We start from the raw sequence: 20,698 nt of genomic DNA on the forward strand, positions 1-20,698 counted from the left end.
GCCTTGTCGGGTGTTTTTGGCGGCGCGTGCGTGGGATCGGGGTCCGCAGTCAGGACGCCGACACCGCCGCCAACGGCGGGGTTCACCCGAGGCTCGGGCTTGGGGACGTCGTGACCAGGGTCCTTCCTGCTGCCGGTCAGGTCGCCGATGCCGCTGCTGTGGCCGGCGGCTTTCACACATTGGAAGGTGCGGGCGGCAAAGGCATGGTCCAGCGGATCTCCCGGCGACACCGTCCGCAGCGTGCAACCGGCCTCGATCGTGTCGGTGATGTCGAAATTGATCAGTGTCGCGGTGCGATAGTGGCTGCTGGCGACCTGCTCGGGCTGGAGAACGCCGGAGAAGTTGCCGAGCGCCCCGCAGTCCAGCGAGTAATGGATATTGTCCGCCTTGGGCGCGTCGAACCAGACCAGCGCCTTGGCATCGCGCGGGCACGTGTGGCTCTGGGCGAGCGGGCCGTTGTCGACGAACTGGAAATTGCCCTGGAACGAGGTGATCTTGGGCGTGTTGTCGTCGTCGTCCGTGCCGCTCGGCGATGCCAAGCCGCTACCGCCCGCCCCGGTGCAGTGCAGGGTGGTGTTTTTCCAGCCGGTCTCCTGGTTGAAGGTCTCGTTGACCAGATCCCGCGCGTTGAACTGGACGTTCGTCGTCCCGTCGACCTCGACCCAGCGCTCGTGGACAGCCCTGAAATACCCGCCCTCGTGTTGGGCCTGCGCGTCGATATCCTCGCTCGTGACCTCGCCGTCGTCGCGCTGTTCCCACAGCCTGAAGGACACCGGTCCTTCCTGGTTGGTCTCCATGGTCACCCGCAGCTTTGCCTTCTTGCAGCGGGTGCCGGACGTCGGCTCGGTATAGGCGTTGGAATAGGTGGTCAGCGTCAGGCGGATGTCGTTGACCGTCATCGGGCCCTGGTCGAAGGCGAGGTCCTGGTTGTCCGGGGTCTTGGGCGTATCCGTGCCGCTTGTTCGCGGAATGCCGCCGGAATCGCTCGGGGGCTTTGAATCGGGGGCGGGGGGCTTCGAATTCTGGCCGAGACATTCGATCTTGAGGCCCACGAAGCCGAAGGCGGTGGCCCGGCCGAAGTCGCCATAGCCCTCGTATTCATTCAGATAATAGGGAAAGCGCTTGCGACGGTTCTCCCTGGCATCGGCATGTATGGCCAGCGGCAGCGGGTAGCTGAAGCTGTGCCCTTGCTCGGTTTCGGTCCAGTTGGCATTGCAGCGATTGACGATTGCCTGCTCGTCTGTGGCATTCAGCCTGGTGAATTCGTCGATGAGGATGTTCACCGGGCCGGAAACCGATGTTCTGGAGTCGATGATGGCTTCTATGGGGTTGGGCTGGTTGCCGTAGGCTGTCTTGATGTAGGTCGAGAAGACATCGCGGACCGCTCCATCGGTCAGATTGCGTCCGACGCGATAGAACTCGATATAGCCGCGCGACATCTGGATTGTGACATGGATGGGGATCGTTCGCGGATGGTCGCTGATCCGGGTCCACATGCCGTTTTCTTGTTCGACGAGGATCGTCTCGACATCGAAACCGCCGCCGATCTCGATGTTGTTGAATCTCGGCGCCTCCGCCGTTGCTGGCGTCGCCAGCGCGCCTGCCGCGAACAGGAACAGTGCCGCGGGCGACATCTTCCGGAGTACCTTTGAGGCCAACGGGCTTTCAGCAGACATCGGCTCGTCCTCGCTATCCAGCGTTGCTGCGCGAGGATATTGCGTTGCGAATGCCCGGGCTTGGGGGATGCGGCAGGGGTGAGAGCCGCGCCGCGCGATGTCAGGCGGAGGAGGCTGCCAGTCTGGACCTGCGCACGTCCGACGGCGTCATCTTGTAGCGACGGCGGAAGGCCTGATTGAACCAGGACAGATCGCCAAAGCCGGATTGGTAGGCAATGGCGGTGATGCTGTGGTGGTTGAGGCGAAGGTCGGAAAGCAGTTCGTGGGCTCGCTCCAGCCTTGCCGCGAGCACGTAGTCGGTGAAATTCGCGCCGGAAGCGTAGAACAGGTTGCGAATGCCGCGCGGCGAGAAGCCATGCCGGCCGGCAATCCACTCCAGGGAGAGATCGGGGTGGGAGAGATTTGCCCAGATGTCATCCTTGATGCGGGCCAGCCTTACCGCCCGCGCGCTGTCCTTCGTTGCCTCCACGGCATCCCGGGTGGGGTCGACGGCCAGAATGAACAGATCCGTCAGCGTTTTCCTGGCCTGGAGGAGCGTCTCGCCGTCGAGCGGCCCGATATCGCTGGCGAGCGTCCTTGCATAGCCGCACAGGAGGTCGAGCGCGGCAGACTGCGGCACGCCGTGATCGAGGGCATGGTCGAGACTGCCGACGGCCGCGGCAATCTGTGCGCGGGAGACGCAAATGACCTGGCTATGGCTCGTCAGAGACCAGGCGCTGTATCTCTCGTCGTTGCCCCTGAGATGCGCCGGCCCTCCCGGCCCCACGGTAACTTCATCGCGTCCATGGCGACGGTCGTGCAGTCGCATCTGGATCGGGTGTCCCCCGCGGTGGACCAGCAGGCACAGGTCGTCGTTTCCGTCGAGTGCGACATGGGTTTTCTGGCGCATGTTCGACATGCCGGACATCGTCTGGAAGCTTGCATAGGCGTTCGGCATGATGCGGAGCGAAAAGTCGAACGCCATTCGCTCGTCGTTATGGCGATCCATGAAAAAGCTGATGCTCGGCTCGAGAGCTTCCAGCAGCTTGGCTATTTCGCACGGGCCAGCTTCCGTGAATGACAGTCGATGAAAGTTGCCTTCGGTCAAATCCGCTCACTCCATTTAGAGTGCTGCCATGCTGGCATGGCCGTCACCAGACGAGACGAACCGAGTGAACCGGCGGAGCTTGGTTGCCGTCGACAGCAAGGAGGATGACTTTGTCGCCTCCTGCGCCGCGCGGTGCATGCTTTCCCCTTGCGTCTGCAAGAGCGCCCTCAGGGTAACGCAGGGGCGTCCATCGGGGCAATGCTCGCATGAGTTGCCGGGGCGCGCGGTCATGCGGCCCCGTAACGTCGTTCATCGGGATGGTGAAGATCATCGCCTGCCGTGAGGGCAAGGACACCTGCGATCAGAAGCGTATGTTCAGCTTGAGGCTGGCCGTGTGATCCTGAAGTCCGGAGCCGAAGAGCGCCCCGTAGGCGAGGCCCATTGTGGTGTTTTGCGTGAGGTTCACATCCAGGCCCGTGTCGAACACGAACGTGTCCTGCGCCAGCGGAACGCCCGCGATGACGAAGGGAGCGCCGCCCGAAGCGAAGGTGAACTGCGATGTCGGGGTGTTGCCGAACGCATGCCGCCAGCCCACCGTGCCGCGCAGGGTTGCATCCGTCCCTCCCAGGCTGACATCGGTCTCCGCACGAAGGCCGACCGTGGTGAAGGTCGCATCGACAGCGCTCGAGGCGGCGGTCAGGGCGGCTGCGCCACCGGTTTCGGTGAAGCCGTCGGTAGACAGGTGCGCAAAGGCGAGATTGGCGAAGGGCTCGAAGCGCGCTGCGCCTGCCTCGAAACGGTAGCTCGCCTCGCCCCAGGCTTGCAGGGTTCGCGCGCTGTACGATGCACCGAGATTGTCCGTGAAGCCGGTGAAGGCTACCGAGCGGGACGTGTCGATCTGGTGCCAGCTATGGGCGAGACCGCCGGTCAGCGCGAAGGCGTTCCACTCGCCGCCGCCATACAGTCCGAGCGTGTAGCTATCTGCGGTTGCCGAGGAGGATCGGCCGTCGACGCTGAAGCTCGACCGGGAGTATCCGCCGAGCACACCGAGGCGCACACCGTCCCAGACCTGCGCGTCGCCGCCCATCAGGAACCCGCCGATCGTGCGGTCCATTGTGGCGGCATTCCCGTCGCCGTCCCACTGGCTCCAGGAGCCGAAGCCCTGCCCCCAAAGGCCGAAACTCCCGGAGATGCGATCCTCGATCCGGGCGTTCCTGCCGGAGCCGACACCGCCACGCGCTGAACGCAGGCGGTCCATCGCCGCTTCGCGCGGGAAGCGGCTGTCCTCGAGGAACGCTGTGTGCGCTGAGGCATGCACCTCGCCCGAAAGCAGGTCGAGGGCGATGGGGGCCTCCGCGACGGCCAGTGCCAGGACGGCGTTGAACACGCTGTTTCCCGCACCGAGCGAGTAGGCGCCGCTTCCGGCTGCGCATTGATTGGCGGTCATGCCGGCGAGGCAGAAGCTGGTTGCCGCCGCCGAGGTCAGATAGACGTTGCTTGGATCGTAGGAGAGCGTGAAACCGAGGAAGGCGTAGGTGTCGGTGACGGCGTCGAAAGCGCCGCTGACGCCGGCGCCCGTCGTAAGGATGGTGTAGGTGCCCGGCAGGTAGGTCGAGCCGTCGTCGGTGCCGTTCTCCGGCGTGACATGTACCGTACCGCCATTGATGGTTGCCGCCCCGCTGACATTGAGCACGTCGTTGTTGAGGCCGGCAACGAAGCCGGCATCGTCGAGCTCGATCGCGAAGACCGATCCCGTATCGAAACTGGCAGAGGCGGCGGTCATCACGCCGATGGAGTTGCCTGGTGCCAGGGTGCCGCCGGAATTGACGGTGACGGCGCCTGCCGTGCCGTCGCCGCCGAAGGTGCCCCCGGTGACCAGCACGTCGCCGACCACGCCCATGTTGCGCAGCGTGCCGCTGGAGACGGTCGTGCCTCCGGTATGGCTGTTGATGCCGCGCAGGGTCGTCATGCCGGAGCCGATGTGGTTGACCGCGGCGGAGCCGGTGATGGCGACGTTCGTGCCCGCCACCGTGCCGTCACTGGTGAAGTAATAGTCGGCATCGCTGTGATTGAAATTGATCACCGCCGTGCCGGCCCCGCCATCGACCGTGATGGCGTCGACCACGCCCGCCGCGCCGCCCGTCCCGATGTTGAGCGTGCCGGTGGTGGGAACGGCATTGGCCAGCGACAGCTGGCCGGAGCCGACCACGACCCGCCCGCCATTGGTGAGGGTGAGGGTGCCGTCGCCCTGCCAGCCGATGAAATTCGCACCCGTGGTGGTCCAGCTGGAGCCGGCCCCGTCGATGGTGACCGTGCCGACGCCGCCCGCCGCCGCGGCAACGAAGCCGGCCGCACTGCCGACCGAGCCGCCGCCGGAGATCTCCAGCGTGCCGCTGCCGCGACTGCCGACGCGCAGGTTGCTGGAGTTGTTCCACGTTGCGCCGTTGACGGTGACGGTCCCGACGCCGTCGCTCTCCGAGCCGATCGTGCCCACGGTGCTGTTGACCGTGCCGCCATTGGCGACATGCACTTCGCCGGTGCCGGACTCGCCGACGACCAGGGTGGCGCTGCTCCAGACGGACCCGAGGTCGCTCACGGTGACCACGCCGCTGCTTGTGGCGGCGCTGCCGACATTCGCATTGCCGTTGGTGACCGCGCCGACGCCGGAAATGTCCAGCCGGCCCGTGCCGTCGTTGCCGACATCGAGCGTGTTGGCGATGGTCCAGGTCCCGCGATCCACCGTCACGGTGCCCTCGCCGCCGCCTGAAACCCCGATCACGCCGGTGTTGCTGCTGACCACGCCCTGATTGGTGATGTTCAGGAAGCCCTGCCCGTGATCGCCGACATAGAGGCTGGCCGAATTCGCCCAGGTCGACCCCGCGCCGTCGACATTCACGTTGCCGATGCTGCCCGCGACATCGCCGACACGCGCCGAGCTGTTGCTCACATCGCCGGTGTTGGAGATGTTCAGCGTGGCCTCGCCGCTGCCCCCGACGATCAGGCCTGCGGCATTGACCCAGGCCGCGTTCGCGCCGTTGACGTTGACCACCGCCTCGCTGCCGACCCCGTCGGCCATGTAGGCCGAGCCGTTCTCCACCACGGCGCCATCGGTGATGTTCAGGTTGCCCGCGCCGGCGCTGCCGACATAGAGCGCGGCATTCTGCAGATCCCAGGTCGAGCCGAGGTCATCGACCGTCACGGTGCCGGTGCTGCCATTGCCGATCCGTCCGACGCCGCTGCCAACGCCGCCGCCATTGGTGATGGTCAGCGTGCCCGAGCCGGCCTGGCCGATCGTGAGCGGGGCACCGACGATCCAGGGGTCCGGCCGCGTACCGTCGCCTCCGCCGATGACGGTTTCGCTCGCCCCGCCTTCGATGACCTGCTGCGCATGGGCCGGATGGCTGACAAGGGCGCTCAACGCGGTCGAACCCAGCAGCGCCCCGAGCACCGTTCCCAGCAGCTTTCCGCTTGCGTTGACAAATGAACTTCCACCGATCATCGGCATTCACCCTTGGCATCTTGCTTTGCGACGCGAGGATAAGTGCATCGCGAAGGCAGGTGCTTGGGGAATCAGGCAGGGGCGAGAGCCGTTTTCAGGGTGGCTGACGTCATTTCGGCGGCGGGCTTGCGTATTCCGCCCATGACCTGTGCGCCCTGCTCGCCGTGAGTTGGCCGGGCGAGGCTTTCCCCGCCCGGCCCTCCGCTAGGTCGTGAACTCATAATTCTGGCGAGAAACGGTCTGCGCGAGCCTGTCTGGATACAAGGAGCAAGTCCGCAGGAAACCGTCCGGTTTTCAAGGTCTTGCGACGCTGTTGCCGGCAGGTTCGCCCAGACCCGAAGGGCGTCGGCCCGACTTCGATCTGCGGCGTCGGACCGCTCGGCCGGGGGACCTGCCCCGGCCATCACGCTCCTCCTGGCATATCATTGCCGGGCCAGACGCCGTTTCCGGCACAATTATGAGTCCACGACCTAGCCGATCAGGTGCAGGCGGGCATTTTCGAACGCGTTGCCGTCATCGTCGACGTCGCGGCGCGAGATCTCCTGGAACCCCAGCCGCTTGTAGAAGGCCATTGCCTGTCGATTGGCGGTGTAGACCTCAAGCGTCAGCTCGCCCTTGAGGGCCACGGCGTGGGCAATCAGTCGACGCCCAAGACCGGACCCTTGCCGATCGGGCGACACGAAAATCCCCCCGACAAACGTGCCGAGCAGGCTGATGAAGCCGCAGGGATGACCGCCCATGCAGGCGACCCAGGTCTCGGATTGCGGGAGATATCGGTCTTCGATAAGCGCTCTTTGCCCGCGCAAGCGCTGCTCCCCGATAAACGGGTGGGCCAGCAGCGAGGCTTCGAGCCAGATATGCGACAGTTTTTTCGTATCCGTTGCCGGGTCATAGGGCCGGATGACGACGTCATGGGTTGTCATGACAACTCCGAAGGATGGTTATGCCGAGAGGTACGGCGACTTTTCCAAGTGCCGGCAAGACCGCCGGGAGCGGTTGCGTTGGCTGCCTCTGTGCATAAATCTTCTTCTACTGCTGCGCACCATCGGTCATGTGCGCCGCATTGCCGTCACGCTGCCGCATTGGGCAAATGCGCCGCGGCTGATCCAGGGCATGGATCTCATCCTGACCGTCGCGCGCGTCTCGATGTCCCTCTAGCGTTCAGCCGTTCGACCGCACCGCGCCCCCTGCAACGGGGCGAGCATCAAAAGCGCACGGCGGAAGTCCGGCTCGCTGAGGACCACTTCGCCGGCGCCGAGCGCGCGGGCGTGGCTCAGGGCGCGGGAGGTGAGGCGCTGCGCAAGCTCCACCGCACGTGGCAGGTCCAGCCCGCGCGCCAGCCCCGCGACGACCAATCCGCAAAACAGGTCCCCCGTTCCGGGAAGGGCGATGGGCAGATGTGCCACCGGATGGCGGCTCGGACCTTCGGGACCGAGAACGACGCTCTCGATGTGGCCGGCGGGGCTGTCTTCCAGCGCGCAGCCCGTCGCGATCAGATGGGCGCCAGGCGCCATGCGGAGGCGGGCTTGGGCTGCTTCGAGGTCGGCGAGGCTGGCGATTTTCTGCCCTGTCAGCCAGCTCAGCTCGAACGGGTTCGGCGTTGCGAGGTCGGCCAGCGGCAGCAGGCGGTCGCGCATCACGTCCGCGATGGTTTCCGGCACATAGAGGCCGGGACCGGCATCGCCCATCACCGGGTCGCAGACATATCTGAGGCGAGGATTGATCGCCTTGGCTTCCGCAACGAAATCCGCCGCCATCAGCGCCACATCGAGCGAGCCGATATAGCCGGTCAGGATGAAGTCCGCCCGTTCCGGCAGGCCGCGTTCGCGCGCGCCCTGCAACAGGTCGCAGAAGAAGTCCGGCGGCAAGGCGCGGCCGCGCAGCGTCGGATAGTCGGGCGTGTTGGAGAAGATCACCGTCGGGATCGCCGCCACTTCCAGCCCGGCCGCTTGCATCGGGAACAGGGCTGCGGAATTGCCCACATGGCCGAAGACGACCTGGCTCTGGATCGAGATCACGAAAGGCGGCGGGGTCATGCCGGCAGCTCCTGCAACCACGCCTTGAGCATGGACCGGCCGGCGCGCTTCAGGGAGGGGCCATGCGCCAACGCATCGCGGCGCAGGCCGGCCGGGTCGATCCCGGCCTGAGCCAGTTCCACGCTGTGGCCGATCAGCCAGCGCTCGAAGGCAGGCAGCTCCCCGGCTTCTGGGTGGAATTGCAGCCCCAGAAGCGCAGGGCCCATCGCAAAGGCCTGGGCCGCGCAGGCCGCGGTGCCGGCGAGATTGTCCGCGCCGGCAGGCGTCTCGAAGGCCTCGCCATGCCAGTGCAGCACCGGCACGCCCTCAAGCGCCGAGAGCGGTCCCTCACGTCCGGCGCCCGTCAGCGCCAAGGGAGCAAAGCCGATCTCCTTGCGCGGCATCTTGGCGACTCTGGCGCCAAGGGCCGAGGCCATCAGCTGCGCCCCAAGGCAGATACCGAGCGTCGGCCGGCGTGCGGCAAGCCGCGGGATCAGCCAATCCCGTTCGGCGTCCATGCAAGGATAGGCCTTGCCGTCGTTGACGCCGACCGGGCCGCCGAGCACCATCACGAGATCTGCGCCGAGCGGATCCGGCAACGGATCGATGCCGGCCTCGACAGGGATGAGCCGGTACCCTTCTTCCTCGAGCACGGCGCCGAAGCTGCCGAGATCTTCGAAGGCGAGATGGCGCAGGACCAGGGCGGATTTCGACATGACGGGCCTCTTGCGGTTTTGCGCAGGTCTGGCGAATATCCGGCCTATGTAAAAGAGCCGGTTTTCGAAATCTGGATAGGCCGGATGCAATGATCCTCGACCCGCTGGCGCTGGATATCGAGAAAGACCTGCGCGGCCCGCTGTTCCTGGCGATTGCCGAGGCGATCACTCGCGACATCATGCGGGGCCGCCTGAAACCGGGCGCCCGACTGCCGGGAACGCGCGCGCTGGCGCGAGAACTCGGCGTTCACCGCAACACGGTCGATGCGGCCTATCAGGAATTGTCGACGCAGGGCTGGCTCAAGGCCGAGCCGGCGCGCGGCACCTTCGTCGCGCAGGATTTTCCGGAAGGAATGGCGGAACCGGTTGCCGTCCCCGTTTCTGCAGAGCCGATGGCGCTCCGCCCGGCGCTGGCGTTCAGCGATGGTGCGCCCGATCCCAGGCTGGTGCCGGACAAGGCGCTGGCGCGCGCATTTCGCCGTGCGGTCTTGTCGCCGGCCTTTCGCAGCGGCGCGGATTATGGCGATGCCAGGGGCACGCCCGTCCTGCGCCACGCGCTTGCCGCCTATCTGGCCTCGGACCGGGGCGTGGTGGCGGATCCGGCGCGGCTGCTCATGACGCGCGGCAGCCAGATGGCGCTGTTCCTTGCGGCGAAGGCGGCCTTGAACCCGGGCGAGGTCATGGCCGTGGAAGAGCCCGGCTATCCGCTTGCCTGGGAGGCGTTCCGGGCGGCAGGTGCCGCCGTGCAGGGTGTCCCGGTCGATGCGGGCGGCCTGTCGGTCGCCGCGCTGGAGCATGCGCTGGCCAGCGACCCGCGCATCAGGGCCATCTATGTCACGCCTCACCACCAGTATCCGACCACGGTGACGATGGGGGCGGCGCGGCGGTTGCAGCTGCTGGAGCTGGTCGAGCGGCACGGGCTCACGCTTGTCGAGGACGACTACGACCACGAATACCGTTTCGAGGGCCGCCCGGTCCTGCCGCTTGCAGCCCGCGCTCCTGCGGATCTGCCGCTTATCTATGTCGGTTCGCTGTCCAAGCTGCTCTCGCCGGGTATTCGGCTGGGCTATGCCATGGCCCCGGAACCTCTGCTCGGCCGGATGGCCGCAGCGCGCGCGGCCATCGACCGGCAGGGCGATGCGCCGCTCGAAGCTGCATTGGCGGAACTGATCCGCGACGGAGATCTCGGCCGCCATGCGCGAAAGGCGCGCCGCATCTATCGCGCGCGCCGCGATGTCCTGGCCGCCGCCTTGTCGGAGCATCTGGAGGGGCGGATCGTCTTCGACACACCGGCGGGCGGGCTGGCGCTGTGGCTGCGCTGCGAAGGCGCCTCGGCGGACGCCTGGGCGGTGCGGGCCGGAGAGGCCGGGCTGGCTCTGCTCCCCGGCACCCGCTTCACCCTGGACGGCACGGCGCCGCAAGCCTTTCGTCTCGGCTACGCGGCGCTGGGCGAGGTCCAGATCGCCAGGGCGGTGGAGATCCTAGCCCAAAGCTGGTCCGGCTGACCCTATTCCGCCGCGGCCGGCGGCCGGGATCGGGCCGGCGCGACATGCATGCCGAGCCGCACCAGCAGATCCCGGTCCTTCCAGGCGGCCGGGTTGCCGGTGGTCAGCAACTGGTCGCCGACGAAGATGGAATTCGCCCCGGCAAGGAAGCAGAGCGCCTGCAACTCGTCGCTCATTCCCGTGCGGCCGGCGGACAGGCGCACCACGGAGGCCGGCATCAGGAGGCGCGCCAGCGCCACCAGGCGGACGAGCGCCAACGGGTCGACCGGCCTTGCCGTTGCCTGAACCGGCACGCCCTCGATCTCGTTCCACAGGTTGATCGGCACGCTGTCGGGATGCGCCGGCAATGTCGCCAGCGTCACCAGCATGGCGATGCGGCCCTCCTCCGTCTCGCCCATGCCGACGATGCCGCCGCAACAGACCCTGATCCCGCCCTTGCGGACGTGGCCGACAGTCTCCAGCCGGTCGTCCATCGTCCGCGTCGAGGCGATCTTGCGGTAATGATTCGGCGAGGTGTCGATGTTGTGGTTGTAGAAATCGAGCCCGGCCGCCTTCAGCCGCGCCACCTGGCCGGGCTCCAGCATTCCGAGCGTCATGCAGGTTTCCAGCCCGAGCTCCGACACGCCGCGCACCATGGCGCACAGCTTGTCCATGTCGCGATCCTTCGGGCTGCGCCACGCGGCGCCCATGCAGAAGCGCTGCGCGCCGGAAGCCTTGGCGCGCCGGGCGGCGGCCAGCACCTCGTCGGTCTCCATCAGCTTGGTTGCCTTCACGCCGGTCTCGTGATGGGCCGATTGCGAGCAATAGCCGCAATCCTCCGGACAGCCGCCGGTCTTGATGCTGATGAGGCTCGCCGTCTCGATCGCCGCCGGGTCGAAATGCGCCCGGTGCAGGGTCTGCGCCCGGTATAGCAGGTCCGGAAAGGGCAGGGCGTGGATCGCCCGTGCCTCTTCCAGCGTCCAGTCGGTCCTGATCTCGATCTCGGCGCCGGTCATTCCACGCGCCCTTTCAGCCGGCCGAGGCCTGTCGCCAGGGCTGCCGCCAGCGCGATCTTGACCAGGTCGCCGAGGATGAACGGGGCGAAGCCGGCGGAGATCAGGCCGGATGCCGGTACGAAGAGTGCGAGCCACATCAGGCCGAATGCATAGACCACGGCAAGGCCGGCCAGCATCGCCAGTGCCTGGCCCGTCATGCGGCGCCCTGCGGCCAGCCGGCCGATCGCATAGGTCGCGAGCAGGTAGCCGAGCAGATAGCCGCCGGTCGGTCCCGCCATATAGGCAAGCCCGATCCCGCGCTCCGGCGAGCCGGAAAACACCGGCAGGCCCATCGCTCCGGCGCTCAGATAAGCGGCCATGGCCGCAAAGCCGAGCCGCGGTCCGAGGACGGCTGCCAGGAAAAACACCGCCAGCGTATGCAGCGTCATCGGCACGGGCCAGAACGGGATCTGCACCTTGGCGCCGATCGTGATCAGGGCCGCGCCGCAAAGCGTGACGGCAACACCGCGCCAGAGCGGCAGCGCATGTGTCGAAGAGGGATTGAGCAGTGCCATGAGGCTGTCCTTCGGAGATAGGGAGTGGTTCCTATCTATAATTCCGGAGACGCCTTCGACCGATCAATGCAGATTATAGATAATTATCCAGGAATCTCGTAAGTCTCTCTGGGGTCGGCATTTTTCGATGTCGGCTTGCGCTTGCCAATCCAGCCGACATGGCGTGCCAGCGTCGAGCAGGCGAAGTCGGTCCGCCCCTCCCGGAGGGCATTCAGGATGGTGCGGTGGTCGTGGTCCGTGCGTGCTTCCCAGTCGCTGCGCCACGCGGCGAACAGGAACCTTGCGCTGGCGGCCTGCAGGTCGTCGATCGTTCGCAGCAGGCGCGGCATGCGACACGGCGCGAGGATCAGCCGATGAAACCTGCGATTCGCAGCCTCCCAGTCGCGGACATTGACGGCGCGGTCGCCGTTCCGGGTAACCTCTTCTGCTTCATCGAGAATCGCCCGCGTCAGGTTCGGCGCTGCGTGCCGCAAGGCCAGCGATTCGAGGCTGGCCCGCATCTCGGCAACCTCGCGCAGCTCGGCGACGTCGAACTCGGTGACGCGGAAGCCCCGCCAGGGTTCGCTCTCCGCCAGGCCCTGGGTCTGCAGGGCGCGAAAGGCCTCGCGCACCGGGACATGGCTCGTGCCGAACTCGGTTGCGACATGGTCCTGTCGCAGCCGCACGCCCGGCCGGATCTCGCCCGAGATGATCCGATCCGCAAGGACGCGCGCGATGCGGTCGGAAATGGTTTCGTCTGTCGGTGTCGCCATGGATTATAGATAATCTGCGGCGTGCATCGTGTCGATCCCGATGTCCGCCGCGGGGCGACCCGAGGGGCCGTCTCAGGTGCTGCCGCGGGTGACGAGCTCGTAGCCGACGTCCCGCAGGGGAATGTCCGCATCCGGCTGCAGGATCCTTTGCACGAGCATTTCCGCCGCATTCCAGCCGATCTGGTAGCCGTTCGTGCGGATTGTCGTCAGGCCGGGATGCACTTCCGAGGCGATCTCGAAATCGCCGAAACCCGCCACGGCCATCTGGCCGGGAACAGCGATCCCCTGCCGCTGGCATTCGAAAAGCGCGCCGACGGCCAGAATGTCCGATGCGCACAGGACGGCGTCGATGTCGTATTTGCCCTGAAGCATCTGGAGACCGACGGCGCCGCCCCTGAAACTGGAGGCATCCTGATAGAGGTCCTGCGCCTCGAGCGGCGACACGATCTGGTTGCTCGGCAGTCCGGCGGCCTCGAGCTCGTCCTTCAGGCCGGCGAGGCGCTCGATATAGCGCGTCAGGCCGATTGCCGGATAGTCGATATAGCCGATCTTGCGATAGCCGCGCCCGATCAGATGCGCGGTAATGTCCCGCGCGGCTTCGTAGTTGCGAAACCCGGTCGCCATGTCCAGGAACGGGCCTTTCGTCTCCCACGTCTCGACGACGGGCACGCCGGCCGCCTTCAGCAGGTCGACTGTTTCCTGTCCGTGACGGGTGCCGGTGAGGACGATCCCGTCCGGGCGGCGCTGGATGAAGGCCTTGACGACGGCCGTCTCGTCCTCGAGCGAATAGCCGGTATTGGCGATCATGAAGTGATAGGACGCCTGGCGCAGGTAGTCGGCCATGCCCTGGATGCTCGTGGCGTTGTTCGAGTTCCGCAGCGACGGCACGACGATGCCGATCATGTTGGTCTTTCCGGACGCGAGGTTTCCAGCAACGCTGTTGGGCAGGAAACCGAGGCGCGCGCCCGCCTTGAGCACGTTTTCGCGCGTGCGCGGCGAGACCGATTCCGGCCGCTTGTAAACCCGCGAAACGGTCATGAGGGATACGCCGGCCTCCCTGGCCACATCGGCCATGGTCGCCCAGCCCATCCCTCTGCGGATTGAATTGTCAGCCATTTGGCCTCCGTCGAATCTTCTCGCGCAACCTACTTGACAACGGGATCGGTTTGAAGGGAAATGTGAACGCTAACGTTAGCGCTAACATAACTTCACGAAGAGAGGGGGCGTGATGCAGACGGCGGATGAGCTGGCGCGGCAGGTCGGCGACCGGATCGACCGGGACCGGGACGAGATCGTTGCATTCCTGAGCGAATTCCTGCGGGCCAAATCCCCGAACCCGCCGGGCGACACCCGCGAGGCGAGCGCGTGCGTCGAGCGGTTTCTCGCAGCCGGCGACCTGCCCTATCGGGTTCTGTCCGGTCAGGATCACCTCCCCAACATCGTCGGCACGCTGGACAGTGGCCGGCCGGGCCGGCACCTCGTGCTCAACGGGCACATGGACGTGTTTCCCGCGATCGAAGACATTCCCGGCGAGCGCAGCCAGTGGAGCGGCGAAGTGGTCGACGGCCGTGTCTATGGGCGCGGGGCGGCCGACATGAAGTGCGGAACCACCGCCGCGCTCTTCGCCTATCGGTACGTCTCCCGCCTGCTTGGCCAGCTTTCGGGCCGCCTGACGCTGACCGTCGTGTCGGATGAGGAAACCGGAGGGCGCTGGGGCACGGGATATCTCATGCAGACCATTCCCGACGAGGTTCTCGGCGACTGCTGCCTCGACGGCGAGCCGAGCGGACTTGCCACGCTGCGCTTCGGCGAGAAGGGCGCGCTGCGGGCGGTCCTGACGACGAAAACCCGGGGCGGCCACGGCGCCTATCCCCACATGAGCGACAGCGCCATCAAGATTGCGGCTGAACTGGTGCGCGAGCTGGAAACGTTGGCGGACCTCACGCCGGACCTGCCGGAGCATATCGTCGAGATTCTTTCCCGGCCCGAGATCCAGGCGGCGACCGACAAGAGCCTGGGAACGGGGGCTTCCGGCGTCGTTGGCAAGGCGACGGTGAACATCGGCGTCATTCGCGGCGGCCTCAAGGTCAACATGCTGCCGGACGAATGCGTTCTCGAGGTCGAGATCAGGATGCCTCCGGGATTGCAGCGCTCGCTCGTGGAGCGGGACCTGCTGTCGATCGTCGCGAAATATCCGACGACGACCTGCGAGATCCGAGATCATCACAGCTACGATTCCAGCTGGTGCGACCCGCACCACGAGATGGTCTCGATCCTTCAGCAATCGGCCGAGGCGGTCACCGGTCGCAAGCCTCTGCCCATCATCAGTCTGGGCGGTTCCGATACCCGGTATTGGCGGCATCGCGGCATCCCGGCCTACCTCTACGGACCGTCTCCCAAGACGATGGGCCGTCGAGACGAGCATGTCACCATCGAAGAGCTGATCACTGTGGTGAAGGTCCACGCGATGAGCGCGGTCCGCTACCTCAATCAGGCGCAATAGTCGAAAAAAGAGGGGAACGAAATGAAGAAAATCGGCCTGTTTACACTGGGGTTGACCGCCTCGGTCCTTGCACTGGCGACCGGTGCTCTCGCGGAAAATTCGGTCACGGTGCTCGTCCGCAACGACTCCGTCGGCTTCGACCCTCACAAGGTCACCGGACGAGGTGCTGCGGAAGTCCTGTTCATGATGACCGACACGCTGGTGTCGGTCGAAGACGACCAGAAGACGCTGCACCCGCTGCTGGCGAAGTCGTGGGACGTCTCCGAGGACGGGCTCGAATATACCTTTCACCTGCGCGACGACGTTGCCTTCTGCAACGGCAAGAAGCTGACGGCCGCCGACGTCGTCTATTCCTTCAACCGCCTGCTCGATCCTGCGACGCGGTCTCCGACGGCGTGGCGCCTCGGCGAGGTCAAGGAGATCGTGGCGGCCGACGACCATACGGTGCGCTACACGCTCGAGCGCCCGCACAATGAGCTGCTGCTGCACCTTGCGCAGAGCTTCGGCGCCATCATCGACAAGGACGACGTCGAGAAACTGGGCGCGGACTTCGGCGTCAAGGGCCTGAATGGCACGGGGCCGTTCTGCTGGTCGGCATGGATGCCGCGCGATCACTTCAAGCTGACGCGCCACGATGCCTATACCTGGGGGCCGGAATTCTACGACAATACCGGCCCTGCGCTGGTCGAGTCCGTGATCTGGAAGGTCGTTCCGGAAGAGGGCGCGATCCTGGCGTCCCTGCAGACCGGTGCCGGCGACATCTCCTATGTGATGCCCGAATGGGCCATCGAGCAGTTGCGGGCAGCGCCCAATCTGACGATCGCCGAGCCGCGCGTTTCCAACTACTCCGCCTATCTCGGCTTGCGTCCGTTCCGCGAGATGACCAGCGACCGCCGCGTCCGCCAGGCCATGAACCATGCCGTCGACCGGGACGCGCTGGCGGCCAGCATGTGGTTCGGCCAGGCAACCCCTGCGACAACGCTGATCAGCCCGAAGACGATCGACTATTCGGGCGAGCATCAGGCGTCCTACGATCCCGACAAGGCCCGCGCGCTGCTGGACGAAGCCGGCTGGACACTGGCGGATGACGGCTTCCGCTACAAGGACGGCAAGCGTCTGGCTCCCGGCATTCTTGCGGCCGGAACATCGGGCTGGCGCTCGCGCCTCGAGGCCATCCAGGGCTACATGAAGCAGGTTGGCATCGACCTGCAGCTGCAGCTGGTCGAGCCCGCCGCGGCGATGGCGCAGATCAACAGCTCCCCGGACTTCGACGGATATGCGCTTTTTGCGCCCTACGCGACGGCCGGCGAAGCGCTGATGGTCTTCCAGTCGGACAATATCCCCGCTCCGAACCGGTTCCACTGGGACAGCGCGGAAACCGACGCTCAGCTGGAAAAGGGCCAGACCGCGCTGTCGGCCAAAGAAAAGAGCGCCGCCTATGCGGCCGTCCAGAAGACCATCGTCGAGGAGGCCCTCGTGATCCCGCTGGTTCACGAGAAGCTGTTCCTGTTCTCCACCGACAGGGTCAAGGGCGTCCGGGTGCACGGCATCTACAACAGCGCGCTCTACAAGGGCCTCGACATCGAGGTCGTGAAATGAGCGATGCGCTGTCGGCTGATTTCAAGCCGGAGCCATACTGGTGGGAAGATGTTCCGCGGCACGCTGCCGCGGAACATCCCCTCCCCGACGAAGCAGATGTCGTCGTTGTCGGGTCTGGTTATGCCGGGTTGTCATGCGCCATCGAACTTGCGCGGCAGGGGCGGTCCGTCACCGTCCTGGAGGCGAGAAGTCTCGGCTTCGGCGCCAGCAGCCGCAGCGTGGGCATGATCGGCGGCCGGTTGCGCCAGTCTTTCCCGGTGCTGTCGAAACGGTTCGGATCCGCGAAGGCGCGGGACCTCCTCGAAGAGACGAGCAAGGCCTACGACTGGTTCCTGAACTTCGTTCCCGGCGAAGGCATCCAGTGCGACCTCAGGCAGTCGGGGCGGCTGATCTGCGCCTGGACCGAAAAGGACCTGGCCGGCATTCGCCGGCAGAGCGAAACGCTGGCGACCTTCGACATCCGTTCGCAGGTGCTCGGAAAGGCCGAGCTGCGAGAACATGTCAGGACGCCGCTCTATCACGGCGCGCTTCTTCTGCCCGATGACGGCGGCGTCCACCCGGCCCGGTATCATGAAGGGCTGCTTGCCGCCGCGGCCCGGCATGGCGTGGCGCTGATCGCGCACACGCCGGTCGTCGGCATCGACAGGACGGGTCCCCGCTTCGTCGTGCGCACGGCGCGCGGGCACATCGCGGCCGCGACCGTCGTCCTGGCCACGAACGCCTATACCGACGCGGCCTTCTCCTGGTTTCGCAAGCGGGTGATTCCGGTCGGCAGCCACATGATGTCGACGCAGCCGCTCGAGGCCTCCGTCCTCGATGCCCTGCTGCCGACGGAAAGCCTGGTGAACGATACGCGCAGCCTTGCCTATGCCATCCGCAAGAGCCCCGACGGTCGCCGGCTCCTGGTCGGCGGCAGGGCCCTGTCGAGAAACAGTTTCGATGCACGCCACGTCGCCATGCGGCTGATGGCCATACTCCGCGAGGTCCTGCCCGACCTGCCGCCCCTGCAGGCGAGCCATGCCTGGGAAGGAAACGTCGCCTTCACAATGGACCGCGTCCCGCATATCGGCGTCCACGACGGTGTTCACTACGTCACCGGCTGCAATGGCTCCGGCGTCGTCATGGCCTCCTATCTGGGCACGCGGATTGCGAAACTGGCCAGTGGCGACGACACGCCGAGCGCCTTCAACGGCAACGCCTTCAAGGCCCCTCCCTTCTACCGCGGCAATGCCTGGTTCATGCCCGTGATCGCCACCGCCATGGGTGTCGACGACCGGCTGCGCGCCCTCCTCAACAGATAGACCGACCATACAGGAAGTGACGAAATGACATTTTCTCTCATCGCCCGGGACGAAGCGACAGGCATGTTCGGGATCGGGATCACCACATCCTCGATCGCGGTTGGCAATCGTTGCCCGTGGGCGCGCGCCAGGGTGGGGGCCGTGACGTCCCAGCACCGCAGCGACATCCGGCTCGGGCCGAAGGGGCTCGACCTGCTGGAGCAGGGCCTCAGCGCCGAGGAGACCGTCAAGCGCCTCATCGACGAGAGCGAGTTTCCCGACCAGCGCCAGGTCGCAGCCATCGACAGGAATGGCGGAACGGCGTTCTACTGCGGTCCGAAAATCCCGTCCATCAATTCGGGGTATCAGGGCAGGAACTGCGTCTCGACCGGAAATGTCATCGCCAATGCCGATGTGCCGAAGGCCATGGTGAAAGCCTATGAGGCGTCGCTGGACCTTGAGTTCGCGGAGCGGCTTCTGGCGGCCATCGACGCAGGGCTCGCCGCCGGCGGCGAGACGCAGCCGCTCTATTCGGCAGCGCTTCTCATCGTCGACGAGCAGGACTGGCCGCTGGTCGACCTGCGTGTCGACTACGAGGCGAGCCCTGAAAAGAAGCTGCGCGCGCTGTGGGAGACCTACAAGCCGCAGACCCAGCATTTCATTACTCAGGTGCTGCGGCCGAACGACGTGAAGCCGTCGGTCCGCGCGACCGAGCCGAGCTGAGCGGGCTCCGTCTTCACAGAGTGTCCGGGAGACCAAACGCATGCTGAGATACGCTCTTCAACGCCTGTTGCTGGCTGTCCCGGTCACCCTCGGGGTGTTGGTGATAGGCTTCATATTGCTGAACCTCGTGCCTTCGGACCCTGCGACGGTGCGCGCAGGGCCCGCGGCCAGCGCCGAAGTCATCGCCCAGATCCGTACGGAGATGGGCCTCGACCGCCCCTTGTGGGAGCAATTCCTGCGATATGTCGGCAACGTCCTGACCGGCGACCTCGGCACCTCGCTCGTCAACAACATGTCGGTCGCGGAAGAGCTGTCCAGGGCATTCGGCGCCACGCTCGAACTCGTCGTCCTGTGCCTGGTCTGGGCCTTGCCGACGGCGATCCTGCTCGGCGTTTTCGCGGCCTCGCGGCGCGGAACGATCTGGGACCGGGTGATCATGGGCGGGTCGGTCGCCGGCGTTTCTCTGCCGGTCTTCCTGATCGGCATGATCCTGCTGTGGGTGTTCGGCTACAAGCTGCAGCTGCTGCCGTTCACGGGCCGGGGCGGCCCCCTCTGGACGCTGGACGGGTTCCGCCACGCGGTTCTTCCATCCGTCTGCCTGGGGCTGATCTTCATCGGTCCCGTGGCGCGCATGACCCGCACGTCGATGCTGGAAACGCTGAAAGCCGACCATGTGCGAACGGCCCGCGCCAAGGGCTTGAGCGAACGCGTCGTGACGTTTCGCCATGGCTTGCGCAATGCCCTGATCCCCGTGACGACGCTTGTCGGCCTGCAGATCGGCTATCTGCTCGGGGGCGCCATCGTCACCGAGACGATCTTCTCCTGGCCGGGCGTCGGACGGCTGGCGGTCGGCGCCATCGTCGCCAACGACATACCCGTCGCGCAGGGCGCCATCATTGCGCTCTCCCTCGGCTTCATCGCCATGAACCTTATCGTTGATCTGCTCTACGCAGTGCTCGACCCAAGGGTGCAAGCGAAATGACTTCTCCCATTTCTTCCCCCGCAGAGGCGGGGTTCCCGGGACGCCACCTGATGGTGTCGCTCGGCCGCGACCCGGTATCGTGCATTGCCCTGGCCATGCTGTCGGCGCTGTTCCTGGGTGCGCTTCTGGCGCCGTGGATCGCACCGTACGATCCCCTCGCAATCGACATGATGAAGGTTCTCAAGGCGCCCTCCTTCGAGCACCTCTTCGGGACCGACGGCCAGGGCCGCGACATCTTCAGCCGCAGCCTTTACGGGCTGAGGGTGACGATCCTGCTGGGCTTCTCGGCAGTTTTCGTAGGCGGAACCGTCGGCACGGTGATCGGCCTGGTCGCCGGCTTCTACCCGAAGTCGGATACGATCCTGATGCGCCTGATGGATGTTATCCTCTCGTTTCCGGCAATCCTGTTCGGCCTCGCCATCGCCGCGATCATCGGTTCGGGAACCACTGCCGTCGTCATCGCGCTTTCGGTGTCGACGACGCCGCTGGTCGCGCGCATCGCGCGCGGTGCCGCGCTGATGGCGCTGGCCCACGACTACGTCAGCAGCGGCCGCGCCATCGGGCTGAACGACTGGGCCCTGCTTTGGCGCTACGTGCTGCCGAACTGCATCTCCACCATCGTGGTGTTCCTGACCCTGCGGCTCGGCCAGGCGATCCTGCTGGGCGCATCCTTGAGCTTTCTCGGCCTCGGGACGCAGCCTCCGCAACCGGAGCTCGGCACCATGGCGGCACAGGGCATCGGGTTCTTCTTCTTTGCCCCCCACGTGACGCTGATCCCGAGCTTCGTGATCTTCTTCCTTGTCCTGTCGATGAACATTCTCGGTGATTCATTGCGCGACATCCTCGATCCGCGCCTGCGAAGCTGAGGGACG

Annotated in this window: 18 protein-coding genes (1 of these 18 running past the window's edge); 8 read left to right on the forward strand and 10 right to left on the reverse strand. The window is 65.9% G+C overall.

Features of this window, described 5'->3' with window-relative positions; all coding sequences use genetic code 11:
- The 4 genes from GH266_RS14130 to GH266_RS14145 form a co-directional block, all read right to left on the reverse strand.
- Window positions 1–1,676, reverse strand: partial view of a hypothetical protein gene (locus GH266_RS14130; protein WP_158194391.1) — the 5' portion only. Its footprint begins 499 nt before the window's first position; only the first 1,676 of its 2,175 coding nucleotides appear in the window; the start codon lies at window positions 1,674–1,676; the stop codon falls past the left edge of the window.
- Window positions 1,677–1,776: 100 nt separating this feature from the next.
- On the reverse strand, window positions 1,777–2,763 hold the full coding sequence (locus GH266_RS14135; protein WP_158194392.1) for a helix-turn-helix transcriptional regulator: 987 nt from the start codon (window positions 2,761–2,763) through the stop codon (window positions 1,777–1,779).
- Window positions 2,764–3,064: 301 nt separating this feature from the next.
- Window positions 3,065–6,208, reverse strand: a complete 3,144-nt coding sequence (locus tag GH266_RS14140; RefSeq protein ID WP_158194393.1) for an autotransporter domain-containing protein — start codon at window positions 6,206–6,208, stop codon at window positions 3,065–3,067.
- A 464-nt stretch (window positions 6,209–6,672) separates the two neighbouring features.
- Complete coding sequence (locus GH266_RS14145) at window positions 6,673–7,125, reverse strand: GNAT family N-acetyltransferase (protein WP_158194394.1); 453 nt, start codon at window positions 7,123–7,125, stop codon at window positions 6,673–6,675.
- Window positions 7,126–7,198: 73 nt separating this feature from the next.
- On the opposite strand from GH266_RS14145, the gene GH266_RS14150 reads away from it, so the two are divergent.
- Window positions 7,199–7,360: a hypothetical protein gene (locus tag GH266_RS14150; RefSeq protein WP_158194395.1), complete on the forward strand. Its 162-nt coding sequence runs from the start codon at window positions 7,199–7,201 to the stop codon at window positions 7,358–7,360.
- Here the strand turns inward: GH266_RS14150 and pdxY are convergent.
- Window positions 7,357–8,238 carry a pyridoxal kinase gene (pdxY, locus tag GH266_RS14155; protein WP_158194396.1) on the reverse strand — a complete coding sequence of 294 codons (882 nt, stop codon included), beginning with the start codon at window positions 8,236–8,238 and terminating at the stop codon, window positions 7,357–7,359. The two genes, GH266_RS14150 and pdxY, sit on opposite strands and share 4 nt — an antisense overlap.
- Entirely contained in the window at window positions 8,235–8,933 is a 699-nt protein-coding gene (locus GH266_RS14160; RefSeq protein ID WP_158194397.1) for a glutamine amidotransferase, read from the reverse strand. The genes pdxY and GH266_RS14160 overlap by 4 nt, the downstream gene beginning before the upstream one ends.
- An 89-nt stretch (window positions 8,934–9,022) precedes the next feature.
- Here GH266_RS14160 and pdxR point away from each other — a divergent pair, with 89 nt between their 5' ends.
- A complete protein-coding gene (gene pdxR / locus GH266_RS14165; protein WP_209001459.1) occupies window positions 9,023–10,438 on the forward strand; it encodes a MocR-like pyridoxine biosynthesis transcription factor PdxR in 1,416 nt (471 codons plus the stop codon).
- A gap of 2 nt (window positions 10,439–10,440) precedes the next feature.
- Here the strand turns inward: pdxR and bioB are convergent, their stop codons facing one another.
- The 4 genes from bioB to GH266_RS14185 all read right to left on the reverse strand — a co-directional run bounded on the left by bioB (window position 10,441) and on the right by GH266_RS14185 (window position 13,855).
- On the reverse strand, window positions 10,441–11,433 hold the full coding sequence (gene bioB / locus GH266_RS14170) for a biotin synthase BioB (protein WP_158194398.1): 993 nt from the start codon (window positions 11,431–11,433) through the stop codon (window positions 10,441–10,443).
- A complete protein-coding gene (locus tag GH266_RS14175) occupies window positions 11,430–11,987 on the reverse strand; it encodes a biotin transporter BioY (RefSeq protein ID WP_158194399.1) in 558 nt (185 codons plus the stop codon). The genes bioB and GH266_RS14175 overlap by 4 nt, the downstream gene beginning before the upstream one ends.
- 83 nt (window positions 11,988–12,070) lie before the next feature.
- Window positions 12,071–12,739, reverse strand: a complete 669-nt coding sequence (locus GH266_RS14180) for a GntR family transcriptional regulator (protein WP_158194400.1) — start codon at window positions 12,737–12,739, stop codon at window positions 12,071–12,073.
- Between the two features lie 72 nt (window positions 12,740–12,811).
- A complete protein-coding gene (locus tag GH266_RS14185; protein WP_158194401.1) occupies window positions 12,812–13,855 on the reverse strand; it encodes a LacI family DNA-binding transcriptional regulator in 1,044 nt (347 codons plus the stop codon).
- 112 nt (window positions 13,856–13,967) lie between these two features.
- Between GH266_RS14185 and GH266_RS14190 the strand changes: the two genes are divergently transcribed.
- From GH266_RS14190 to GH266_RS14215, 6 genes are read left to right on the forward strand one after another with little or no spacing between them, the layout of a single operon-like run.
- The gene (locus tag GH266_RS14190; RefSeq protein ID WP_158194402.1) at window positions 13,968–15,242 is read left to right on the forward strand and encodes a M20/M25/M40 family metallo-hydrolase; all 1,275 of its coding nucleotides are present in this window, start codon (window positions 13,968–13,970) and stop codon (window positions 15,240–15,242) included.
- A 21-nt stretch (window positions 15,243–15,263) separates the two neighbouring features.
- Complete coding sequence (locus GH266_RS14195; protein ID WP_158194403.1) at window positions 15,264–16,841, forward strand: ABC transporter substrate-binding protein; 1,578 nt, start codon at window positions 15,264–15,266, stop codon at window positions 16,839–16,841.
- Entirely contained in the window at window positions 16,838–18,142 is a 1,305-nt protein-coding gene (locus tag GH266_RS14200; RefSeq protein ID WP_280524803.1) for an NAD(P)/FAD-dependent oxidoreductase, read from the forward strand. The genes GH266_RS14195 and GH266_RS14200 overlap by 4 nt, the downstream gene beginning before the upstream one ends.
- A gap of 24 nt (window positions 18,143–18,166) precedes the next feature.
- The gene (locus GH266_RS14205; RefSeq protein WP_158194405.1) at window positions 18,167–18,844 is read left to right on the forward strand and encodes a DUF1028 domain-containing protein; all 678 of its coding nucleotides are present in this window, start codon (window positions 18,167–18,169) and stop codon (window positions 18,842–18,844) included.
- A 40-nt stretch (window positions 18,845–18,884) separates the two neighbouring features.
- On the forward strand, window positions 18,885–19,826 hold the full coding sequence (locus GH266_RS14210) for an ABC transporter permease (protein WP_158194406.1): 942 nt from the start codon (window positions 18,885–18,887) through the stop codon (window positions 19,824–19,826).
- Between the two features lie 50 nt (window positions 19,827–19,876).
- Entirely contained in the window at window positions 19,877–20,692 is an 816-nt protein-coding gene (locus GH266_RS14215; protein WP_199270328.1) for an ABC transporter permease, read from the forward strand.
- Window positions 20,693–20,698: the final 6 nt, after the last annotated feature.

Origin of the sequence: Stappia indica, from assembly GCF_009789575.1 — a bacterium.
Taxonomy (GTDB): Bacteria; Pseudomonadota; Alphaproteobacteria; order Rhizobiales; family Stappiaceae; genus Stappia; species Stappia indica_A.

Excerpts from the sequence above, each read along its gene's own strand:
- GH266_RS14140 (WP_158194393.1), bottom strand. The coding sequence starts at position 6,208 with ATGCCGATGATCGGTGGAAGTTCATTTGTCAACGCAAGCGGAAAGCTG.
- GH266_RS14145 (WP_158194394.1), bottom strand. The coding sequence starts at position 7,125 with ATGACAACCCATGACGTCGTCATCCGGCCCTATGACCCGGCAACGGAT.
- pdxY (WP_158194396.1), bottom strand. The coding sequence starts at position 8,238 with ATGACCCCGCCGCCTTTCGTGATCTCGATCCAGAGCCAGGTCGTCTTC.
- GH266_RS14160 (WP_158194397.1), bottom strand. The coding sequence starts at position 8,933 with ATGTCGAAATCCGCCCTGGTCCTGCGCCATCTCGCCTTCGAAGATCTC.
- pdxR (WP_209001459.1), top strand. The coding sequence starts at position 9,023 with ATGATCCTCGACCCGCTGGCGCTGGATATCGAGAAAGACCTGCGCGGC.
- bioB (WP_158194398.1), bottom strand. The coding sequence starts at position 11,433 with ATGACCGGCGCCGAGATCGAGATCAGGACCGACTGGACGCTGGAAGAG.
- GH266_RS14175 (WP_158194399.1), bottom strand. The coding sequence starts at position 11,987 with ATGGCACTGCTCAATCCCTCTTCGACACATGCGCTGCCGCTCTGGCGC.
- GH266_RS14180 (WP_158194400.1), bottom strand. The coding sequence starts at position 12,739 with ATGGCGACACCGACAGACGAAACCATTTCCGACCGCATCGCGCGCGTC.
- GH266_RS14185 (WP_158194401.1), bottom strand. The coding sequence starts at position 13,855 with ATGGCTGACAATTCAATCCGCAGAGGGATGGGCTGGGCGACCATGGCC.
- GH266_RS14190 (WP_158194402.1), top strand. The coding sequence starts at position 13,968 with ATGCAGACGGCGGATGAGCTGGCGCGGCAGGTCGGCGACCGGATCGAC.
- GH266_RS14195 (WP_158194403.1), top strand. The coding sequence starts at position 15,264 with ATGAAGAAAATCGGCCTGTTTACACTGGGGTTGACCGCCTCGGTCCTT.
- GH266_RS14200 (WP_280524803.1), top strand. The coding sequence starts at position 16,838 with ATGAGCGATGCGCTGTCGGCTGATTTCAAGCCGGAGCCATACTGGTGG.
- GH266_RS14205 (WP_158194405.1), top strand. The coding sequence starts at position 18,167 with ATGACATTTTCTCTCATCGCCCGGGACGAAGCGACAGGCATGTTCGGG.
- GH266_RS14210 (WP_158194406.1), top strand. The coding sequence starts at position 18,885 with ATGCTGAGATACGCTCTTCAACGCCTGTTGCTGGCTGTCCCGGTCACC.
- GH266_RS14215 (WP_199270328.1), top strand. The coding sequence starts at position 19,877 with ATGGTGTCGCTCGGCCGCGACCCGGTATCGTGCATTGCCCTGGCCATG.